This is a genomic window from Streptomyces sp. NBC_00878 (genome assembly GCF_026341515.1).
Classification (GTDB): Bacteria; Actinomycetota; Actinomycetes; order Streptomycetales; family Streptomycetaceae; genus Streptomyces.
The window spans coordinates 1,526,389-1,543,627 of sequence record NZ_JAPEOK010000001.1; the positions used below are offsets into that span (position 1 = coordinate 1,526,389).

The following is a 17,239-nucleotide window of genomic DNA, read 5'->3' on the forward strand; positions in this document are numbered from 1 at the left end:
AATCCCCTCCCTTCAGGGAGAGGAGGATTCAATTGGCGACCGAGTACGAGTGCGCGCCCGTTCCCGCCAGTGCGCCGCCGTCCACGATCAGGTACTCGTCGCGGATCGCGCGCCCGGCGAAGAAGGCCTCCAAGATCTCCCGGGTGCCCGCCGCGTAACGGGCCTGCGCGGAGAGGGAGGAGCCGGAGATGTGCGGGGTCATGCCGTGGTGCGGCATGGTCCGCCAGGGGTGGTCGGGCGGCGCCGGCTGCGGATACCAGACGTCGCCCGCGTAACCCGCCAACTGGCCGCTGCGCAGCGCCCGGTCGACGGCGTCGGGGTCGGCGATCTTCGCCCGCGCGGTGTTGATGAGGTACGCGCCGCGCTTCATCCGGCCCAGCAGCTTGTCGCCGAACAGCCCTTCCGTCTCAGGATGCAGCGGCGCGTTGATCGTGACGACGTCGCAGTACGGCACCATGTCGGCGGCCGTCGGATGGAAGGTCAGGCCCAACTCCCGCTCGACGTCCTCGGGCAGGCGGTGGCGGTCCGTGTAGTGCAGCTGTACGTCGAAGGGCGCGAGGCGTCGCAGCACCGCGAGGCCGATGCGCCCGGCGGCCACCGTGCCGACGTGCATGCCCTCCAGGTCGTACGAACGGGCCACGCAGTCGGCGATGTTCCAGCCGCCGTCGAGCACGACCTGATGGGACGGCAGGTAGTTGCGGACGAGGGACAGCGTCATCATCACGACGTACCGTCTCCCGCGCCGCACGATCGGGACGCGCAGCTCGTGTTCGAGGCGGCGGATCGCGGCGGACAGCGAGGGCTGGGAGACGTAGCAGGCCGCCGCCGCACGGGCGAAGTGGCGCTCGCGGGCGAGGGCGACCAGGTATTCCAGCTGGCGCAGTTGCATGCGTGACCTCCGCGGGAGGGGGCTGCGCGCCCGGGGTGCCGGCGTGCCGCTGTGCCGACGTACAGGGACGTACGGCGACGTACAGCGCGACGTACAGCATGGGCCGGGCGACGCGCGGCAGGGGAGGCGATCGGGAAGGCCGTGGACTAGGCGGGGCAGGTCGCGGGCGGTGTCACGCCCACTCGGTGTAGCCGCCGTCCACGCGGATCGTGTCGATGCCGCTGATGTGCCGGGCGCCGCAGCGGTCCTGGGGCAGGACGAGCTGAGGTCCCTCGCGGTCGAGTGCGGTGTCGTCGATGCCGACCGCGAGCAGGACCGGCGCACGGCCGAAGTCGGGGTCGATCTCGGCCCAGGACAGCAGCGCGTGGTGGCCGTCCCTGCCGGACACCGCGATCAGGAAGCGCAGCCGGTCCTTGCGCCGGACGGGGTCGAAGCCGGGGCCGGCGGCCGTCAGCACGTCGTGCAGGAGCGGTCCGGTGAAGTGGTGGTGCTGGATTCCGCTGGTGGCGCACTCGAAGCTGACCTCGGCCTCGTGCTGCGGCCAGGCGAGCAGGTCGGGCACCGTCAGCCGCGCCGGACGGTCCAGATCACCGGTGAGGATCAGTTCCGGCACCGGACCGGCGGCCGTACGGGCAGCTGCGAGGGACTGGCTCACGGGCTACCACCTCCCGGATGACCGTACCCGGACCGGCATCCCGTACAAACGCACATGCCATCCCAATGGAGATCAGATCCGGCTCATGCAAAGCGACAGGAGACTTTTCCCTGGTATCTGCGGCACTATCATCTGCACGTGCATACCTACCGGGCCCTGTCGGCGTACGTCCGGCAGGCGCTCCGCGTCAGGACCAGAGGGAGTGGACCCGTGATGACCCGTACCGCGCGCCGCAGTCGCCGGAGCAGCCAGACCCGCCGCACTCTGCGGGCGGCCGGCGCAGGCGCCGCCGCCCTGCTGGCCCTGAGCGCCTGCTCGTCCGACGACTCCTCGTCGGCGAAGTCGGACGCCTCGGACTCGTCGTCTTCTTCGTCCTCGTCATCCTCGTCGGACGAGCTGTCCGGCACGGTGACCGTGTTCGCCGCCGCGTCGCTCAAGGAGAGCTTCACGACGCTGGGCAAGGAGTTCGAGAAGGCGCACCCGGGTACGAAGGTGACCTTCAGCTTCGGCGGCAGCGACACCCTCGCCGCGAGTCTCACCAGCGGTGCCCCGGCCGACGTGTTCGCCTCCGCCAGCCCCAAGACGATGAAGATCGTCACGGATGCGGGCGACGCCTCCGGGACGCCCGCGACCTTCGTACGCAACCAGCTGGAGATCGCCACCCTGCCGGGCAACCCAGACAAGATCTCCTCGCTCAAGGACCTCACGAAGTCGGGTCTGAAGGTCGTGCTGTGCGACAAGGAGGTGCCGTGCGGAGCCGCCGCGCAGAAGGCCCTGGACGCGAGCAAGCTGAAGCTCACCCCGGTGTCGTACGAGCAGGACGTCAAGGGCGCGCTGACCAAGGTCGAGCTGAAGGAAGCCGACGCCGCGGTCGTCTACAAGACCGACGTGAACGCGGCGGGTGACAAGGTGGAGGGCGTGGAGTTCCCCGAGTCCGCCGACGCCATCAACGACTATCCGATCACCCTCCTCAAGGACGCGCCCAACGCCGAGGCGGCCAAGGCGTTCATCACGCTGGTGCGGTCCGCCGACGGCCAGAAAGTGCTGACCGAGGCCGGGTTCCTCAAGCCGTGACCTCCCCGACCGGCGCGTCCGGTTCATCCAGCCCGTCTGGTCCGGCCGGTACGTCTGGTCCGGCCGGTACGTCTGGTCCAGCCGGTACGTCTGGTGCACCTGGCACGCCCGACAAGTCCGCCGCCGTGGGCGACACCCTCCGGGGTGGGCCGCGGCGGCGGCGCGTGCGGGTGAGACGCGGTGGCGGTCGAGGTGTGCCCCTGCCCCTGCTGGTGCCCGCGCTGCTCGGCCTGGCGTTCCTGCTGGTGCCGTTGATCGCCCTGCTCGTGCGGACGCCGTGGCACAGCCTGCCCGAGCAGCTGACGAGCGCCGAGGTCTGGCAGGCGCTCCGGCTGTCCCTGGTGTGCGCCACGGCGGCGACGGCGGTGAGTCTGGTCATCGGCGTGCCGCTGGCCTGGCTGCTGGCCCGGGTCGAGTTCCCCGGGCGCGGGCTCGTACGCGCCCTCGTCACCCTGCCGCTCGTCCTGCCCCCGGTGGTGGGCGGTGTGGCGCTGCTGATGGCGCTCGGCCGCAACGGCATCGTCGGGCGGTGGCTGGACTCGTGGTTCGGGATCACGCTGCCGTTCACCACGGCGGGGGTCGTGGTCGCGGAGGCGTTCGTGGCGATGCCGTTCCTGGTCATCAGCGTCGAGGGCACCCTGCGGGCCGCCGACCCCCGCTACGAGGAGGCGGCCGCCACGCTCGGCGCCTCCCGCTTCACGGCCTTCCGCCGCGTCACGCTCCCGCTGATCGCGCCGGGCATCGCGGCGGGCGCCGTACTGGCCTGGGCGCGGGCGCTGGGCGAGTTCGGCGCGACGATCACCTTCGCGGGCAACTTCCCCGACCGTACCCAGACCATGCCCCTCGCGGTCTACCTCGCCCTCCAGAGCGATCCGGAGGCCGCGATCGCCCTCAGCCTGGTCCTGCTCGCCGTGTCGATCGCGGTGCTCGCGGGCCTGCGCGACCGTTGGATGGCAGCGGGATGAGAGCAAGATGACCGAGGTCCACCGGATGGCAGTGGGACGATCGAGGTCCACGGATGAGAGCAGCATGACCGAGACCCACGACACCCACGACACTCACGGCACCAGCGCCCACGGCATGCGGACCGATCCCTCGGCCGACGGGCTCGACGCCCGGCTCGTCGTCGACCGCGGTTCGTTCCGGCTCGATGTGGCGCTGACCGCCGCGCCCGGCGACGTGGTCGCGCTGCTGGGTCCCAACGGCGCCGGCAAGACCACCGCCCTGCGCGCCCTGGCGGGCCTCGTCCCGCTCACCGGCGGCCATCTCCGCCTGGACGGTGCGGAGTTGGAGCGTACGGCGCCGGAGTCGCGCCCGGTCGGCGTCGTCTTCCAGGACTACCTGCTCTTTCCTCACCTCACCGCCCTCGACAACGTGGCCTTCGGTCCGCGCTGTCACGGCGTCGGCAAGGCGGAGGCCCGTGCTCAGGCCGCCGAGTGGCTGGACCGCATGGGCCTCGCCGAGCACGCCGGTGCCAAGCCCCGCCGCCTCTCCGGCGGCCAGGGCCAACGCGTCGCCCTCGCCCGCGCCCTGGCCACCCGCCCCCGGCTGCTCCTCCTCGACGAGCCCCTGGCGGCGCTGGACGCCCGGACCCGCCTGGAGGTGCGCGCCCAACTCCGCCGCCATCTGGCCGAGTTCGAGGCGGTCGCCGTACTCGTCACGCACGACCCGCTCGACGCGATGGTGCTGGCCGACCGGCTGGTCGTCGTGGAGCACGGCCGGATCGTCCAGGAGGGCGGTCCCTCCGAGATCGCCCGGCACCCGCGCACGGAGTACATCGCGCAGTTGGTCGGGCTGAACCTCTACCGGGGAGACGCCGAGGGCCACTCGGTGCGGCTCGACGCCGACCTCACGATCACCACCACGGAAGGCCTGTCCGGGCCGGTCTTCGTGGCGTTCCGGCCGAGCGCGGTCACCCTCTACCGCGATCGCCCCACCGGTTCCAGCGCCCGCAACCTCTGGCGCTGCGAAGTCGCCGGACTGGAGACCCACGGCGACCAGATCCGCGCCGACCTCACCGGCGAGCTCTCCCTGGCCGCCGACCTCACCACCGTCGCCGCGGCCGAACTCGACCTGCACCCGGGCGCACCGGTCTGGGCCACGGTCAAGGCGACACAGACCCACGCCTACCCCGTCTGACAACGGGCGGAAAGCGGGCGGGAAGGGCGCGGGGAGCGGTCGGCGAGTCGAGCCGTGCCGCCGATAATGCCCGCGTCCGACTACGGTGAAGTGACAGTAGGGGATAAATGCAACAAATCCGCTCTTTTGTTTCTCCGTGAGGCGTTCCACCATGAGCCTGAGCATCCGCAACCAGATCCCCGGCACCGTCACCGCCATCACCCCCGGGGAGGTGATGGCCACGGTCAAGGTCCGCCTCGACGGCGGCCAGGACCTCACCGCGGCGATCACGGTGGAGGCCGTCGAAGACCTCGGTCTGGCCGAGGGCTCGGCGGTCCGCGCCCTCGTGAAGTCCACGGAGGTCTCCCTGGCCACCGGCCCGCTCGAGGGCCTGTCCATCCGCAACCAGCTGCCCGGCACCGTCACCGGCGTGGTCACGGGCGGCGCCATGGCCTCGGTCAGGATCACGGTCGACGGCGCCGAACTGACCGCCGCGATCACCAAGGACGCGCTCACGGACCTCGGCCTGACGGCCGGCTCCCCCGTCGTGGCCCTGATGAAGTCGACCGAGGTCTCCCTCGCGACCGCGTGAGCCGACGTCCGGGACATCCTGGGCTTCCGCCGAGGACCCCGGAGCCGGGTCGTTCCAGGTCACCTGCCGCGCAACTCACCGAACCAGCGCACGATCGCCGACGTAGCCGCGACATTGGCCCCCAGGTGACGAGACCCCCGGTAGTCGACATCGCCGAGATCGACCACCGGAGCGTCCACGCCGTTCCCCGAGAAAGCCGCCTGGCAGTGCTCGGTGTTGGCGGTGACGGCTTGCTCGTCCCCGGTCGCCATGTACAGCCGGACCGGGGCGCTGGGGGCCCAGTCAGCGCATACCGCGTCGGTCGTGCGCAGCGCCGCCGCCAGCGGCCCCGTCGGATGCGCGAGCACCTCACGACCGTGTTCGGTCAGCAACTCGTCCAGAGTGCCCGGGGTTCCCCGCATCAGCTGCTCCCCCGTGTGGGCGCCGTCGAACAGCGCCTCGACGGTACGGTCATAAGGAGCTCGGAAGACGTCGCCAGGGCTGTCGTAGATGTGGTGGAGCCGGTTGAACGCCACCAGTGTGTACGCCGCGTACAGCACACCGGACTTGGGGTCCACCCGGCCCTCGACCAGTGCGGGCAGTTCGGCGCCGCCGAAGTCGTACGCGCCGCTCACCGGTGCCAGCGCGCCCAGCCTGAACCAGCGGTCCTCGCCCGCCTCCAGAGCCCGGCCGAGCCCCAGCGCCGCCGAGGCGCCCTGTGAGAAACCGGTGACCATGACGTCGCGCTCCAGCAGGTGGCCGGTGCGGGGCGCGAAGGCACGGGCCGCGCGCAGCATGTCCAGGGATGCCGTGGTCTCCGAACCGATGTCCATCCAGGGGTGCGGTCCGGGTCCTTTGCCCATTCCGAGGTAGTCGGGGGCGATCCCCGCGGCACCGGCCGTCGCGTATGCGATCACCGGCGCGGACTCGAAGTCGCCACGCCGCATGGACGGGGAATCGTCCTTGTGAGTGCCGGTGCCGTGCCCGAAGGACATCGCCCACAGCCTTCTTTCGCTCTTGAGCGGCAGCGCGAACAGCCCGCTCGCCGTGGTGGGCCGTCCGTACACGTCGACGGTCCGGTAGATCAGCCGGTACGCGACCACGCCGTGCCGGACGGTGACGTCGTCGAACCCGGCCCCGCGCAGCTCAGCGGCCACGGCCCGCGGCGTCGCGAGCGTGTACAGCCTCTCGGCGGAGACCAACGTTCCCCGGCCGCGCTGTTCGTGCTGGTGCTCCTCGTGCTGCGCGTGCGCTGGGGCATGGACGGCGGGCGAAGCTGCGGCGACGGCGACTGCCGGCCCGCCCAGCAGCAGGCCGCAGCACACCGCTGCCACGTGCGCTCGGAGAGCGCCGCGGTGCCGGGTTCCGCGGCGCGATGATGTTGAGGTCGGGAAGACCACGATTTCCCCCAAGTACGGCTCGACAACTGTCCGTTCAGCCTCACGCGCAGCGACATTCGCCGCACTGGTGCAGGCCCCCGAGCCCTCCTGGTGTCCACACCCGGCCGGGAGCCGAAGCGGCTGCGGCCTCTGACGCGAGGCGGGTGTCCGCGGCTAGGGTGAACGGGATTCGAGGGGCCTGCGAGTTCGGGGCGGGCGTGCGTCGGCGCTGGTTGAGGGAGGGGCTGCTGTGGACGGCGGCACGGTAGGCCTGCGGATCGCGTCGGCGGTGGTCGTGCCGGTGCTCAAACGGCTGCTGCTGCCGCCCGCGAGCGTGCCGGGGGCGGAGTTCGGCGAACGACCTGTTCCGATCCGTCGTCTGGTGTCGTTCGGCAAGGAGCCCCGCGCCCTCACCGAGGACGATCTGCACAAGCTCGCCCGCGAGTTGGTCCGCCGCGCCGTACGGGCCGCCGGGCCGCACGATCCGCCGATCGGCGCGGATGAGCACGACGCCGTCGGGCAGGCGCTGACCCGCACCCTGCACGCGCTCGGCGATCTCGACATGGACGACGTCCACGCCTTCGGGCTCGGCCCCGAGAAACTGGCCGCGGAACTGTCCAGGAGCGCCGGCCCCAGCACGCGAAGGCTCCTGAGCGACGACGCCGCCCGCTTCCACGACCGTCTCCTGGAGACGGCCTGCGTGCATCTCATGCGCCTCTTCAGCCAGCGGCCCGGATTCGCAGCCCGTGCCCAGATCGAGCAGAGCCGCGAGATCCGGGAGCAGAGCGAGAAGTTGGACAGAATCCTGCGGCAACTGCCGGACATCAGCCGCCAGGATGCCGAGTTCGAGGAGGAGTACGCGCGCTACATCGTCGAGAACCACGGCAGGCTCACGATCTACGGTGTCGACCTGCGCGAACCCGACGGCCAGGACTGGCCGTTGGAAGCCGCGTATCTGAGTCTGGAGGCCGTGCCGTACCGCGACGGAGCCGATCCGGTTCCGGTGGTGAACGGCGGGCCGGGAGCCGACCGGGACACGGAGGCCGAGCAGGCCGCGGGTCCGGCCGAGGCGGTCCTGGCCGGCCATGAGCGCGTGCTGCTTCGCGGGGTCGCGGGCACCGGCAAGACGACCCTGGTGCAGTGGCTGGCCCTCGCCACGGCCCAGCAGGAGCAACTGCCCGGCAGACTGTCGCAGCTGTTCGGACGCGTCCCCTTCGTTCTGCCGTTGCGCACCCTGGCGCGCAAGGACGCCGAACTGCCCGTGCCCGAGGACTTCCTGCGCCGGATCGGCTGCCCGCTCGTAGGCACGGAGCCCGACGGATGGGCGGCGCGGGTGCTGCGGCACGGGCGCGGCGTGATCCTCATCGACGGGGCCGACGAGATTCCGAAGGACGACCGGACCCGCACACGGGCCTGGCTCAGAAAGCTGCTCGCCGTCTTCCCCGGCAACCTGTGGCTGCTCACGTCCCGCCCCTCGGCCCTGGAGCGGGGCTGGCTGGCCCGCGAGGGCTTCCAGGAGTTCGCGCTCGCCGCGATGCGGCCCGCCGACATGAAGCAGTTCATCCGGCGCTGGCACACGGCGGCGGGGGCTTCGGAGGAGCTCGGTGAGTCGCTCACGCTGTCGTTGCGCAGCAGCCCCGAGTTGAGCCGCCTGGCGACCAATCCGCTGATGTGCGGCCTGATCTGCGCTCTGCACCGGGAACGCCGCGGCTTCCTGCCACAGGGCCGCGCCGCCCTGTACGAGGCGGCGCTCTCCATGCTTCTGGAGCGGCGCGACGTGGAGCGCGAGGTGTACGGCCGCGACCGCCCGGCACTGGACCAGAGGTCGGCGACGGAACCGCTCCAGAGACTCGCGTACTGGCTGATCCGCAACGAGCGGACGCAACTGGACCGGGCGGACGCGGTGGACGTGGTGCGACGGCTCCAGCCGTCCGTGCCCCGCCTCGCGGAGGTCGGGACGGCGGAGGAAGCCCTGCAACACCTCCTGGAGCGTTCCGGCCTGCTGCGCGAACCCGCCACCGGCACCGTCAACTTCATCCATCGGACCTTCCAGGACTTCCTGGGCGCCAGGGCCGTGCTGGAAGAGCGTGACATCGGCATGCTGGTGAACAACGCGCACCTGGACCAGTGGGAGGACGTGGTCCAGATGGCCGTCGCGCAGGCGCGTCACCAGGAGCGCGCCGACCTGCTGACCCGGCTGCGTGAACGGGGCGACCGGGAGCGGGACACGGCGGTGCAGGCGCGGTTACGGCTCCTCGCGCTCGCCTCCCTGGAACAGGCCACCCGTCTCGAACCGGCGGTGCGTGAAGCCATCGAGGACCGGGCCGCACGGATGCTTCCGCCGCGCAGTCTGCGGGAGGCCGGGGCACTGGCGCAGACGGGCCCGCTGCTCATCGGGCTGCTGCCCAGGGCGAAGGACCTGGAGGGCGACGAGGAACTGGCCACCGTCCACGCGATCTGTCAGATCGGCGGGGACGCGGCCATCCCCAGGCTCCGGGAGTTCCTGGGGACCGGCCAGGGGGCGGTACGCGCTCAACTCCTCGGCCACTGGGACCGGTTCGACACGACGGTGTACGCCGAGGAAATCGTGCGGCCGCTCCTCCACACCGCTCCCGACGAGACCGTCACGGTGCGCTCGCACGCCGAGCTGGACGCCCTGCGCTCCATGTCCCGGTACCAACGGGTGGGTATCCACGGCGACTTCAGCCCCGAGGAGATCCGTACCTCGCTCGATCCTCGGCGGCTGCGCGAACTGCGCCTTCGCCACACCCTGCAACTGCGGGACCTCGACCTGCTCTCCGCCTTTCCCGAGCTCGAAACACTCGTCCTGCAAGGCTGCCGGAACGTGAAGGACCCCACGCCCCTGACGCGGCTGCCGCAACTGCGGAGGCTGGAACTGCGGGATCTCCCCCAGTTCGAGCCCCTGCTGAAACTGGCGGACTGCCCACGGCTGGAGGCACTCCTCGTGGGACCGGAGGTGCCCTGGCGCGGCTTGCCCGATCTCCCTCGCGCCGCCGAGCTGCGCCTGCTGTCGCTCCCGTCGTCGGCGGCACAGCTCTCCGGCATCGTGGCGTGCCGGGAACTCGAAGAACTGCGTCTGCAGGACGCGAGCGAGCGCTTGACGCCGGACGGCTGGGGCTCTCTTCTCAGTGCGCTGCCGAAGCTACGCAGACTGACGCTCTCCCCTCAGCAGTTGAGCATCCTGCTGTTCGCCCCGCGCACCGAGATCCCTCAGGTCACCCACCTGGATGTGCGGGCCAGGTCCGGTTCGGCCGTTCCGCTGCGGCGGATCGCCCGGCGTCTGCCGGGGCTTGAGGAGATCCATCTGTCGCAGGTCGCGGAGCTCGATCTGGCACCCCTCGCCGGACTGCCCCGGCTGCGCCGGGTACGGCTCGCCTACCCCGGCGAGATCCGCGGGGCGGATTCGCTTCCCGAAACCGTCGAACTCGACATCCACCCGCACCCCTGACGCCCCTGCGTCGCGGTCCCGAACACACGTATGAACTGGGGTGTCCCACCGGTCACTTCCGGGTAACACAGCCCCGAGTGCACCTGGCGGGATGTTTGCGGGAACGGTAAATTCTGCGCCTCCAGGTATACCTGGTAACGATGTCAGCGGCTGAAGTCTCGGGGGACGGTGCCGCCTGCCTCCGAGGTTGTGGCTGCCGGGCAACACCGGACGACGGAAGCGGGACGCAGCCAGATGCACGTATCGGAAGGGTCGCCGCTTCATGGCCGGGACCCGCTGCTGCGTTCGCTCGTGCCCCGGCTCACCGGCCTGGCCTACGACGAGCACTCCCGTACGGTTCGGGAGCACCACGGCGACCTGCCCGTGGTGCTGGTGACGGGACATCACGGCATGGGGCGCAGCGCCGTCCTCGAGGAACTGGCGGCACGCTACGCGGGCCGGCTGCCCCTCGCCCATGTCCGGGCCGTGGCAGCCGACTCCGGCGCGTTCCCGCTCGCCCCGGTCGACGGTACGGCTCCCACCGCCTCGACGCTCGTCGAGATCCTGACAGAACTGGTCTGCGGGCTCGCGCCCGAGCTGCGCCGAGGCTTCCCCGTCCTGGTGCCCGGCCTGTTCGCCGTCTCCGGCTGGAACCACGACAACGCCGATCAGCGGGACGCGGCATGTCTCCGGTACGCCCGGCTGCTGCTCGCCTGCCGCCTCACCGGTGGGGACGAGAACGCGCTGCGGCATGCCTGGGCCACCGCGGTCGAAAGTCGGCTTGAGGGCGCCGACGCGCCCCAGAGCCGGGACGCGGTCACCGCGGCCGTGGTGGCGGAGTACGCCGGCCAGTACCGGGCGACCGCGGCTCAGGAGTGGTACCGGCACCGCTTTCCGCGGGGCGCGGAGGTGCACGACCCCCTGGTGCTGCTCGGTGAGTGGTTCCAGCAGGGCGGCGACTTCCGGCACGCGGCCGAGCAGAGCCTGATGGCCGCCTTCCTCCACGATGTCGCCGCCTCCTACGGCAGGCTGCAGCGGTGGAACCGTGAACCGTGGCCGCTCATCCTGCTGGACGACGTGCACCGCGCCGCGGGGAAGGACTTCCTCGAACTGCTCCTCGAACACCGTGCGATGCCCGAACGCCCCGACCGCGAGGAGCTCGTCGTCGTGGCCACCCGGCTCGGCGGCTTACCGGAGGACGCGTCCGCCGCGATCCGCCGCGGCCTCCCGGAGCTGGTGAGATCCTCCGGCTGGGAGCGCAGGGGCCTCCTCCCTTCCGCCGGGCTGCTCGCCGTCCCCCTCACCCCACTGAGCCGGGACGACATCCTGCCCCTGCTCGTACAGGACCGGCCCGCCCGACCGCTCCACCCTCAGCTGGCCACCGCCGTGCACTCCCTGACCGGTGGGCATCCCACGGTGGCCACCATGCTGTGCGCCGCGGTCCTGGCCGCCGCCGAGCAGGGCCGGGACGTGGGTCCGCGGAATCTCCTCGACCTGAGCACGAAGGACGGCCGTCCGGTCACCGAAGCGGTCCTTGAGCGGCTGCTTCCGGACCGCCGTCAGCGCGACCGGCTCACCGTGCTCTCGCTCGCCCGCGACAGCACCGCGGCGGAGGCACTGGCGGACCACCTGCGTCTCCAGGGCCCCGATCAGCTGCCCGCCAACTCAGCCACCGACTACCTCGAAGAGCAGCAGTGGCAGCAACTCACCGACCCGGACGAGCCGTTGGTCACCGACCCGTTGCTGCGGACGCTGCTCGTACACGAGATGCGCCGTACCTCTCGTGGCGGCGACGACGGCCGCGGCTGGCAGGAGATCCACCGTTTTCTGCAGTTGCATCATGCCCAGCGCGGCGAGAGCGGCGAGGCGGACGCGCTGCGGCACATGCTCGCGGCCGGGAACGCCGAGACGGTGGTGGCCACCCTGGCGGAGGAGTTCCAGTCGGAGCAGGACGAACAGGCCGCCGCGCACTGGCTGCTGTGCCTGCGGTACTCCGCCACGGCACCCACACCGCCCACCCCACCCGCCGGGGAGTGGACCGACGAACGGAAGCAGGTCGCACTCGGTGCGCACGATCGCCGGTACGCGAACCTGCACGAGATCGAGCGCTGCGTCAACCGGCTGCTGCACGCCCTGTGGCAGGTTTCCGAGCCGCACGCCGAGACGGACGCCGACCTGTGCAGGGCGGTCGGCGAAGAGCTCGCGTTCCTCTCACCGCGGCACCCGTCCTGGCACGCCGCCCTGGGCCAGGCCGCCCGCGGCTGGCCGACGGCGGCTCGGCAGAAGCGTCCCCTCCCCATACCTGGTCAGTGAGGAAGCATGCTCGTCCGTCTGTTCCGTCGTCATCCCCGCGAGTGGGGGCCGGTCGCATGGCTGGCCGCCCTCGGACTCGGTGCGCTGGTCGCCGTCGTGATCACCGTCATCGTCGGCGTCGCGCGGGGCCCCGGCAGGTGCGGTGACGAGCTCCAGGAGATCAACGGAGACTGCGTGGGCGTCACCGCGGACGCCTTCGAGGCGGACCCGGGCATCGCGAGTCTCATCGACGCGGTGGCGAAGGAGAACGCCCGGGTGAAGAAGGGCTGGGAGTCCCCGCCGAGCGGCCCCAGGATCCCGTACGTGCGTATCGCGCTGATGATGCCCTTCACCTCGGACGAGCACAGCGCGATGACGACGGACATGATCCGCCGCGGACTCGCCGGTGCGCTGGTCGCCCAGCAGCAGGCCAACCACTTCGGCGGACCGCGCTACCAGTTGCTGCTCGCACCTGACGGCCGGAACCTCGACGCGTGGGAGCCCGTCGTCGCGCGGCTCGCCGAGTTCGCCGAGGACACCCGGGCGCCGCTGGTGGGCGTGACCGGCATACCGAGCAGCACAGGCGAGACACGTAAGGCGATCGCCGCGCTCAGCAAGCATGAAATCCCCACCGTCGGCCCTGTCATCACCGCGGCCGACATGAATTCCCCGTACTTCTTCAAAACCTCGCCCAACAACGAGGAGTTCGCTCGCGCCCTCAATCTCTATCTGAACGAGAAGCCGGAGCGGCGCAAGGGTTTCCTGGTCTGGGACAACCGCAAGGACGACGTCTACTCGCAGAATCTGCGCAGCGTCTTCGAAAGGCATTTCGCCGGCGAGTACGACCTCACGAACCACAGCTCGAACTTCACCGGCTCGTCCGGAACCGACGAGGGCATCCCCCAGCGGTTCACCGATGCCGTGCAGAAGATCTGCAACGAGCAGTCCGACACCGTTTTCTTCGCCGGCCGTGACCAGGACCTGCCCGCGTTCATCGAGCGCCTGGCCGAGGAGGGCCCCTGCGGGCGCACCACGAAAGTGCGCATCCTGAAGGTCGGCATCGGCCTGGAGCCCACCCTCACGACGGGCGCACTCACGCGAAGACTGGACGAGGCAGAGGCCATGATCGTCGACGCGTCCTCCGTCGATCCGGCCTGGTGGGCCGGGAAGAACAAGCCCGGGAAGGGGCTCGGCCCGTTCCTCGACCGCTTCGAGACGATCAAGAACCGGCACGAACTGGGTACCAAGCCTCTCGACGACGGCTATGCCGTCATGTACTACGACGCCTTCGCGCTGCTCACCGACGCCGTGGACCGCACGGTCGACGAGTTCGACAAGGACGGCGACCAGGCCTCGACCGCCCTGCGCATGCCCGGCAAGGACGACGTGTACAACACCCTCATCCTCCCGAGCATCGCCGGCAACACGTGCAGCAACAACAACTGCCTGGTGGGCGCCGCGGGAACCTACGGCTTCGAGGGCCCGGACAGGAACAACCAGTGGGCCGTGTGCAAACCGGTACCCGTCGTCGAGTACCCGGCCGGCCGTGAGAACTCGCTTCCCCTGTACCGCACCTACCGGAGCGGCTCCGAGAACGCCTGCCCGCGTTGACGGGAACGAGTGTTCAATCGCGCAGCGAGTGCAGCATGGTGGCTATCTTCGCCGCGACCGTCTCGGCCGCGCCCTGGGCGTACGACGAGTCCATCGCCTCGTAGGTGATCCGGGCGTAGCTCTGTGCCTCGGCCATGTTCTTCGAGCCGCCTTCGAGCATCGACATGACGGCGGTGTGCGGGAACGGCGAGTGCTTCTTGATGGCCAGCGCGGTGTCGGTGGACAGCTCCGGTGCCACCCCCACGAACGCGCCGCTGCCGACCTGGAGGATCCAGACCGGTACGTCGGCCGTGCCGGTCGGGGTGAAGTCGTACGTCGTCGCCGGTCCCGTCGGGTGTCCCATCGTCATCGTGTTGACCGTGACCGAGTCGGTCAGGAGGCGCAGCGTCGAGCCCGCGCCGCCGCCGGAGGTTCTGATCGTTTCGCTGACCCGGACCGCCTCGGTGCCGAGGCGCTCGCCCTGCACCGTGAGGAGCAGCCAGCCGGCGTCCCGGGCGTCGACCTGGGACCACTTCTTGTCCTTGTCGATGGTGTAGCGCTTCGACCTGAACGCCGGAGCCTGGTCGCCGCAGGAGCCGACCAGGAAGAACCCGACGACATCGCCGCCGTACTGCTTCTCCAGGTGTTGCACCGCCGCGCCCGCCAGGTCCGCGGTGATCGGCAGGTCGCCGTTGGCCATGACCGACTCCATCATGACCGAGGACTGGACGCCGTAGTTGATGAGGACGGCGATGGGGTTGCCGTCCAGGTCGTCGAGGCGGGTGACGCCCACGCTCTTGTCCGACGAGCCCGTCTCTCCGGTGCCGAGCCACCAGCCGTCGGCGGTACGGACGTCCCGGTTGACGTTGACGTCGCAGGTACCGGTGCCGAAGCCGGCCCGCGCGGACGTGAGTCCGTCGACCGCCGCCGCGATCGCGGTCGCGGCGGCCTTCGTGATCGCCCGCACCAACTGTGCCGCCCCCGTCGACGAACCGGACGCCTGCACATGCGGGGCGGAGAACGTGTGCGTCACGGTCACGACGATGTCGGCCGTCGCCACGCCCGACGCCTCCGCGATGGTCGTCCTGATCGTGGCGATCGCCTCCGCGCTGATCGACGTCAGGTCCAGCACGACCAGGGCCACGCGGCGCGAGCCGTTCTCCAGGAGCAGGATCCGTACGTAGAGGTCGTCGTGGACCGTGGTGAAGCCGTCGAGCGGGAGCAGCGAGGACGGGATGTCGATCGCCGCGCGGCCGGATCCCGCCTTCAGTAACGGCTTGGCGCCCGCGGCCCGCGCCGCCGCGGCGCTTCCAAGGACCGTGGCACTCCCGAGCGACGTGGCTGTCACCACCGCGGCGAGGGAGCCGTTCAGGAACGACCGCCGGTGCAGCGGGCTGCCGAGCCGAGTGTTCTCTTGCTCATTCTCATCCTTGGGAACCACAGCTTTCTCCTTCGCATTCAAGACGCGCGGCAAAAGTCAGAATTCTGCGAATTTTCGCCATCGCGATTGGCGCGCCAGGATCGTCACACCGGAAAATGTGGGCGTCAACAATTGCCGCACGTTATCTAAGGTTGCGCGCCGCGCATTCACGTACGCGACCAGGAAACCTTTGCGCAGCCTGTGAAAACAGGGCCGTTTCCTTGGAACGCTTCACAGCTTGGGGCGGAAGGGTGGCGGTCAGCAGCCCCGACCATCACTCTCGAAGGAGCTCACCTTCCATGAACAGGCGTACCTTCATGGCCGCATCCGCGACTGCGACAGCCGGGACCCTGGCGGTGTTGGGCAGCGTGACCACCGGTTCAGCCGCCGAGACGAGCGGGACGGGCGCGGAGGATGACCACGTACGGAGTGTCACCGCCGTCACGCAGGTCTTCGGCACCGGGCAGAAGCTGGTCGCCGTAGCGGTCGAGTACGACAGCGAGATCGACGGCTCGACGCTGTCGAAGTCGACGTTCACGGTCGCCGATCGCACCGTGACCAAGGTCTACGCGAACCGGACGGCCGACCTCGCGCAGCGGAGCAGGGACGGCCGGTACGTCATCGTCGAGCTGTCACCCGACGACACGGCGGCGGCCCTGTGGGTGACCAAGCAGGGCTCCGGCACCCCTTCCGACGGCGGTTCCGACGACGGCGGGTCGGCCGATGACAGCGGGTCCGGCGATGGCGGCGGGCCCGGGGCGGGGGGCCCGAAGGTCGGCGACACCACGCCGGGCGGAACCATCGTCGCGGCGAAGGCCACGCTGACCCAGACGGGCACCGTCACGACGACCCGTGGCCGCCGCTACGCCGCCGACGGCACGGCGCGGACCACCGACGCCGTGGTGAACCTGATCGTCGACGACTTCCAGCAGTTCTCGTTCACCGACCCCGCGACCGGACAGACCCTGAGGTACAACCTGTTCGTCCCGAAGAACTACGACCGCCGCAAGAGCTACCCGATGGTGCTGTTCATGCACGACGCGAGCGTGGTCAACGTCGCGACGGAAGGCCCCCTGGTCCAGGGCCTCGGCGCCGTCTGCTGGGCGAGCCCGGCGGACCAGGCACGGCACGAGTCCTTCGTCCTGGCCCCCGAGTACGGCTCCGTGGTGATCGACGACACCTACGAGCCGTCGACACTGTTCGAGGCCACCGCCAACCTCGTGCGGTCGGTGACTCGGCAGTACAGCATCGACCCGAACCGGCTCTACACGACCGGGCAGTCGATGGGAGCGATGATGTCGCTGGGCCTGAACATCAGGTACCCCGACCTGTTCGCGGCCGCGTTCATCGTCGCCGGCCAGTGGCCGGAGGCCCAGGCCGCGCCGCTGGCCAAGAAGAAGCTGTGGATCCTCGTCTCCGCGGACGACACCAAGGCGTACCCCGGCGAGCAGGCCATCACCGAGGTCATCCAGGACCAGGGCACGCAGGTCAGCACCGCCCTGTGGGACGGCCGGTCGACGGACGCCGAGTTCGCCGCGGCCGTCCGGAGCATGAAGGCCCAGCGGACCCCGGTGAACTTCGCCGCCTTCGAGACCGGCACCGTCGTGCCGTCCGGCTCCACCACCAGCGCGCACATGGCCACCTGGCAGGTCGCCTACACGATCCCCGGCGTCCGGGACTGGATCATGCGCCAGTCCCTGTAGGCCACGCCAGTCCCTGTAGGCCACCCCACCAGGCCGCCCCTGTTGACCCCGGCCGCCGACCGGGCCGTACAGCAGGGTGCACTCGGCCCCGGCTGGCTTA

12 protein-coding genes are annotated in these 17,239 nt (G+C 70.5%); 8 read left to right on the top strand and 4 right to left on the bottom strand.

The features are described from left to right. Positions 1–28 precede the first annotated feature (28 nt). Both OHA11_RS06135 and OHA11_RS06140 read right to left on the bottom strand, forming a co-directional pair. A complete protein-coding gene (locus OHA11_RS06135) occupies positions 29–889 on the bottom strand; it encodes an NAD-dependent formate dehydrogenase (RefSeq protein ID WP_266492757.1) in 861 nt (286 codons plus the stop codon). A gap of 172 nt (positions 890–1,061) precedes the next feature. After that, positions 1,062–1,544, bottom strand: coding sequence for a molybdopterin-dependent oxidoreductase (locus OHA11_RS06140; protein WP_266492759.1), 483 nt, complete (start codon positions 1,542–1,544; stop codon positions 1,062–1,064). 213 nt (positions 1,545–1,757) lie between these two features. Here OHA11_RS06140 and modA point away from each other — a divergent pair, with 213 nt between their 5' ends. From modA to OHA11_RS06160, 4 genes are all read left to right on the top strand, one after another. After that, complete coding sequence (gene modA, locus OHA11_RS06145; protein WP_266506998.1) at positions 1,758–2,618, top strand: molybdate ABC transporter substrate-binding protein; 861 nt, start codon at positions 1,758–1,760, stop codon at positions 2,616–2,618. Positions 2,619–2,743: 125 nt separating this feature from the next. Next, positions 2,744–3,583: a molybdate ABC transporter permease subunit gene (modB, locus tag OHA11_RS06150; RefSeq protein ID WP_266492761.1), complete on the top strand. Its 840-nt coding sequence runs from the start codon at positions 2,744–2,746 to the stop codon at positions 3,581–3,583. A gap of 115 nt (positions 3,584–3,698) precedes the next feature. After that, the gene (locus OHA11_RS06155; RefSeq protein WP_266507000.1) at positions 3,699–4,757 is read left to right on the top strand and encodes an ABC transporter ATP-binding protein; all 1,059 of its coding nucleotides are present in this window, start codon (positions 3,699–3,701) and stop codon (positions 4,755–4,757) included. A gap of 151 nt (positions 4,758–4,908) precedes the next feature. Continuing rightward, positions 4,909–5,328: a molybdopterin-binding protein gene (locus tag OHA11_RS06160; protein WP_266492763.1), complete on the top strand. Its 420-nt coding sequence runs from the start codon at positions 4,909–4,911 to the stop codon at positions 5,326–5,328. Between the two features lie 59 nt (positions 5,329–5,387). On the opposite strand, the gene OHA11_RS06165 is transcribed toward OHA11_RS06160, so the two are convergent. Next, the gene (locus OHA11_RS06165; RefSeq protein ID WP_266492765.1) at positions 5,388–6,641 is read right to left on the bottom strand and encodes a lipase; all 1,254 of its coding nucleotides are present in this window, start codon (positions 6,639–6,641) and stop codon (positions 5,388–5,390) included. Between the two features lie 295 nt (positions 6,642–6,936). On the opposite strand from OHA11_RS06165, the gene OHA11_RS06170 reads away from it, so the two are divergent. The 3 genes from OHA11_RS06170 to OHA11_RS06180 all read left to right on the top strand — a co-directional run bounded on the left by OHA11_RS06170 (position 6,937) and on the right by OHA11_RS06180 (position 14,037). Beyond that, complete coding sequence (locus tag OHA11_RS06170) at positions 6,937–10,155, top strand: NACHT domain-containing NTPase (RefSeq protein WP_266492767.1); 3,219 nt, start codon at positions 6,937–6,939, stop codon at positions 10,153–10,155. A gap of 234 nt (positions 10,156–10,389) precedes the next feature. Next, a complete protein-coding gene (locus OHA11_RS06175; protein WP_266492769.1) occupies positions 10,390–12,447 on the top strand; it encodes an ATP-binding protein in 2,058 nt (685 codons plus the stop codon). 6 nt (positions 12,448–12,453) lie between these two features. Further along, positions 12,454–14,037, top strand: a complete 1,584-nt coding sequence (locus OHA11_RS06180; RefSeq protein WP_266492770.1) for an ABC transporter substrate-binding protein — start codon at positions 12,454–12,456, stop codon at positions 14,035–14,037. A gap of 13 nt (positions 14,038–14,050) precedes the next feature. Here the strand turns inward: OHA11_RS06180 and OHA11_RS06185 are convergent, their stop codons facing one another. Next, the gene (locus OHA11_RS06185) at positions 14,051–15,457 is read right to left on the bottom strand and encodes a hypothetical protein (protein WP_266492772.1); all 1,407 of its coding nucleotides are present in this window, start codon (positions 15,455–15,457) and stop codon (positions 14,051–14,053) included. 278 nt (positions 15,458–15,735) lie between these two features. Between OHA11_RS06185 and OHA11_RS06190 the strand changes: the two genes are divergently transcribed. Next, positions 15,736–17,139, top strand: a complete 1,404-nt coding sequence (locus OHA11_RS06190) for a PHB depolymerase family esterase (RefSeq protein ID WP_266492774.1) — start codon at positions 15,736–15,738, stop codon at positions 17,137–17,139. Positions 17,140–17,239: the final 100 nt, after the last annotated feature.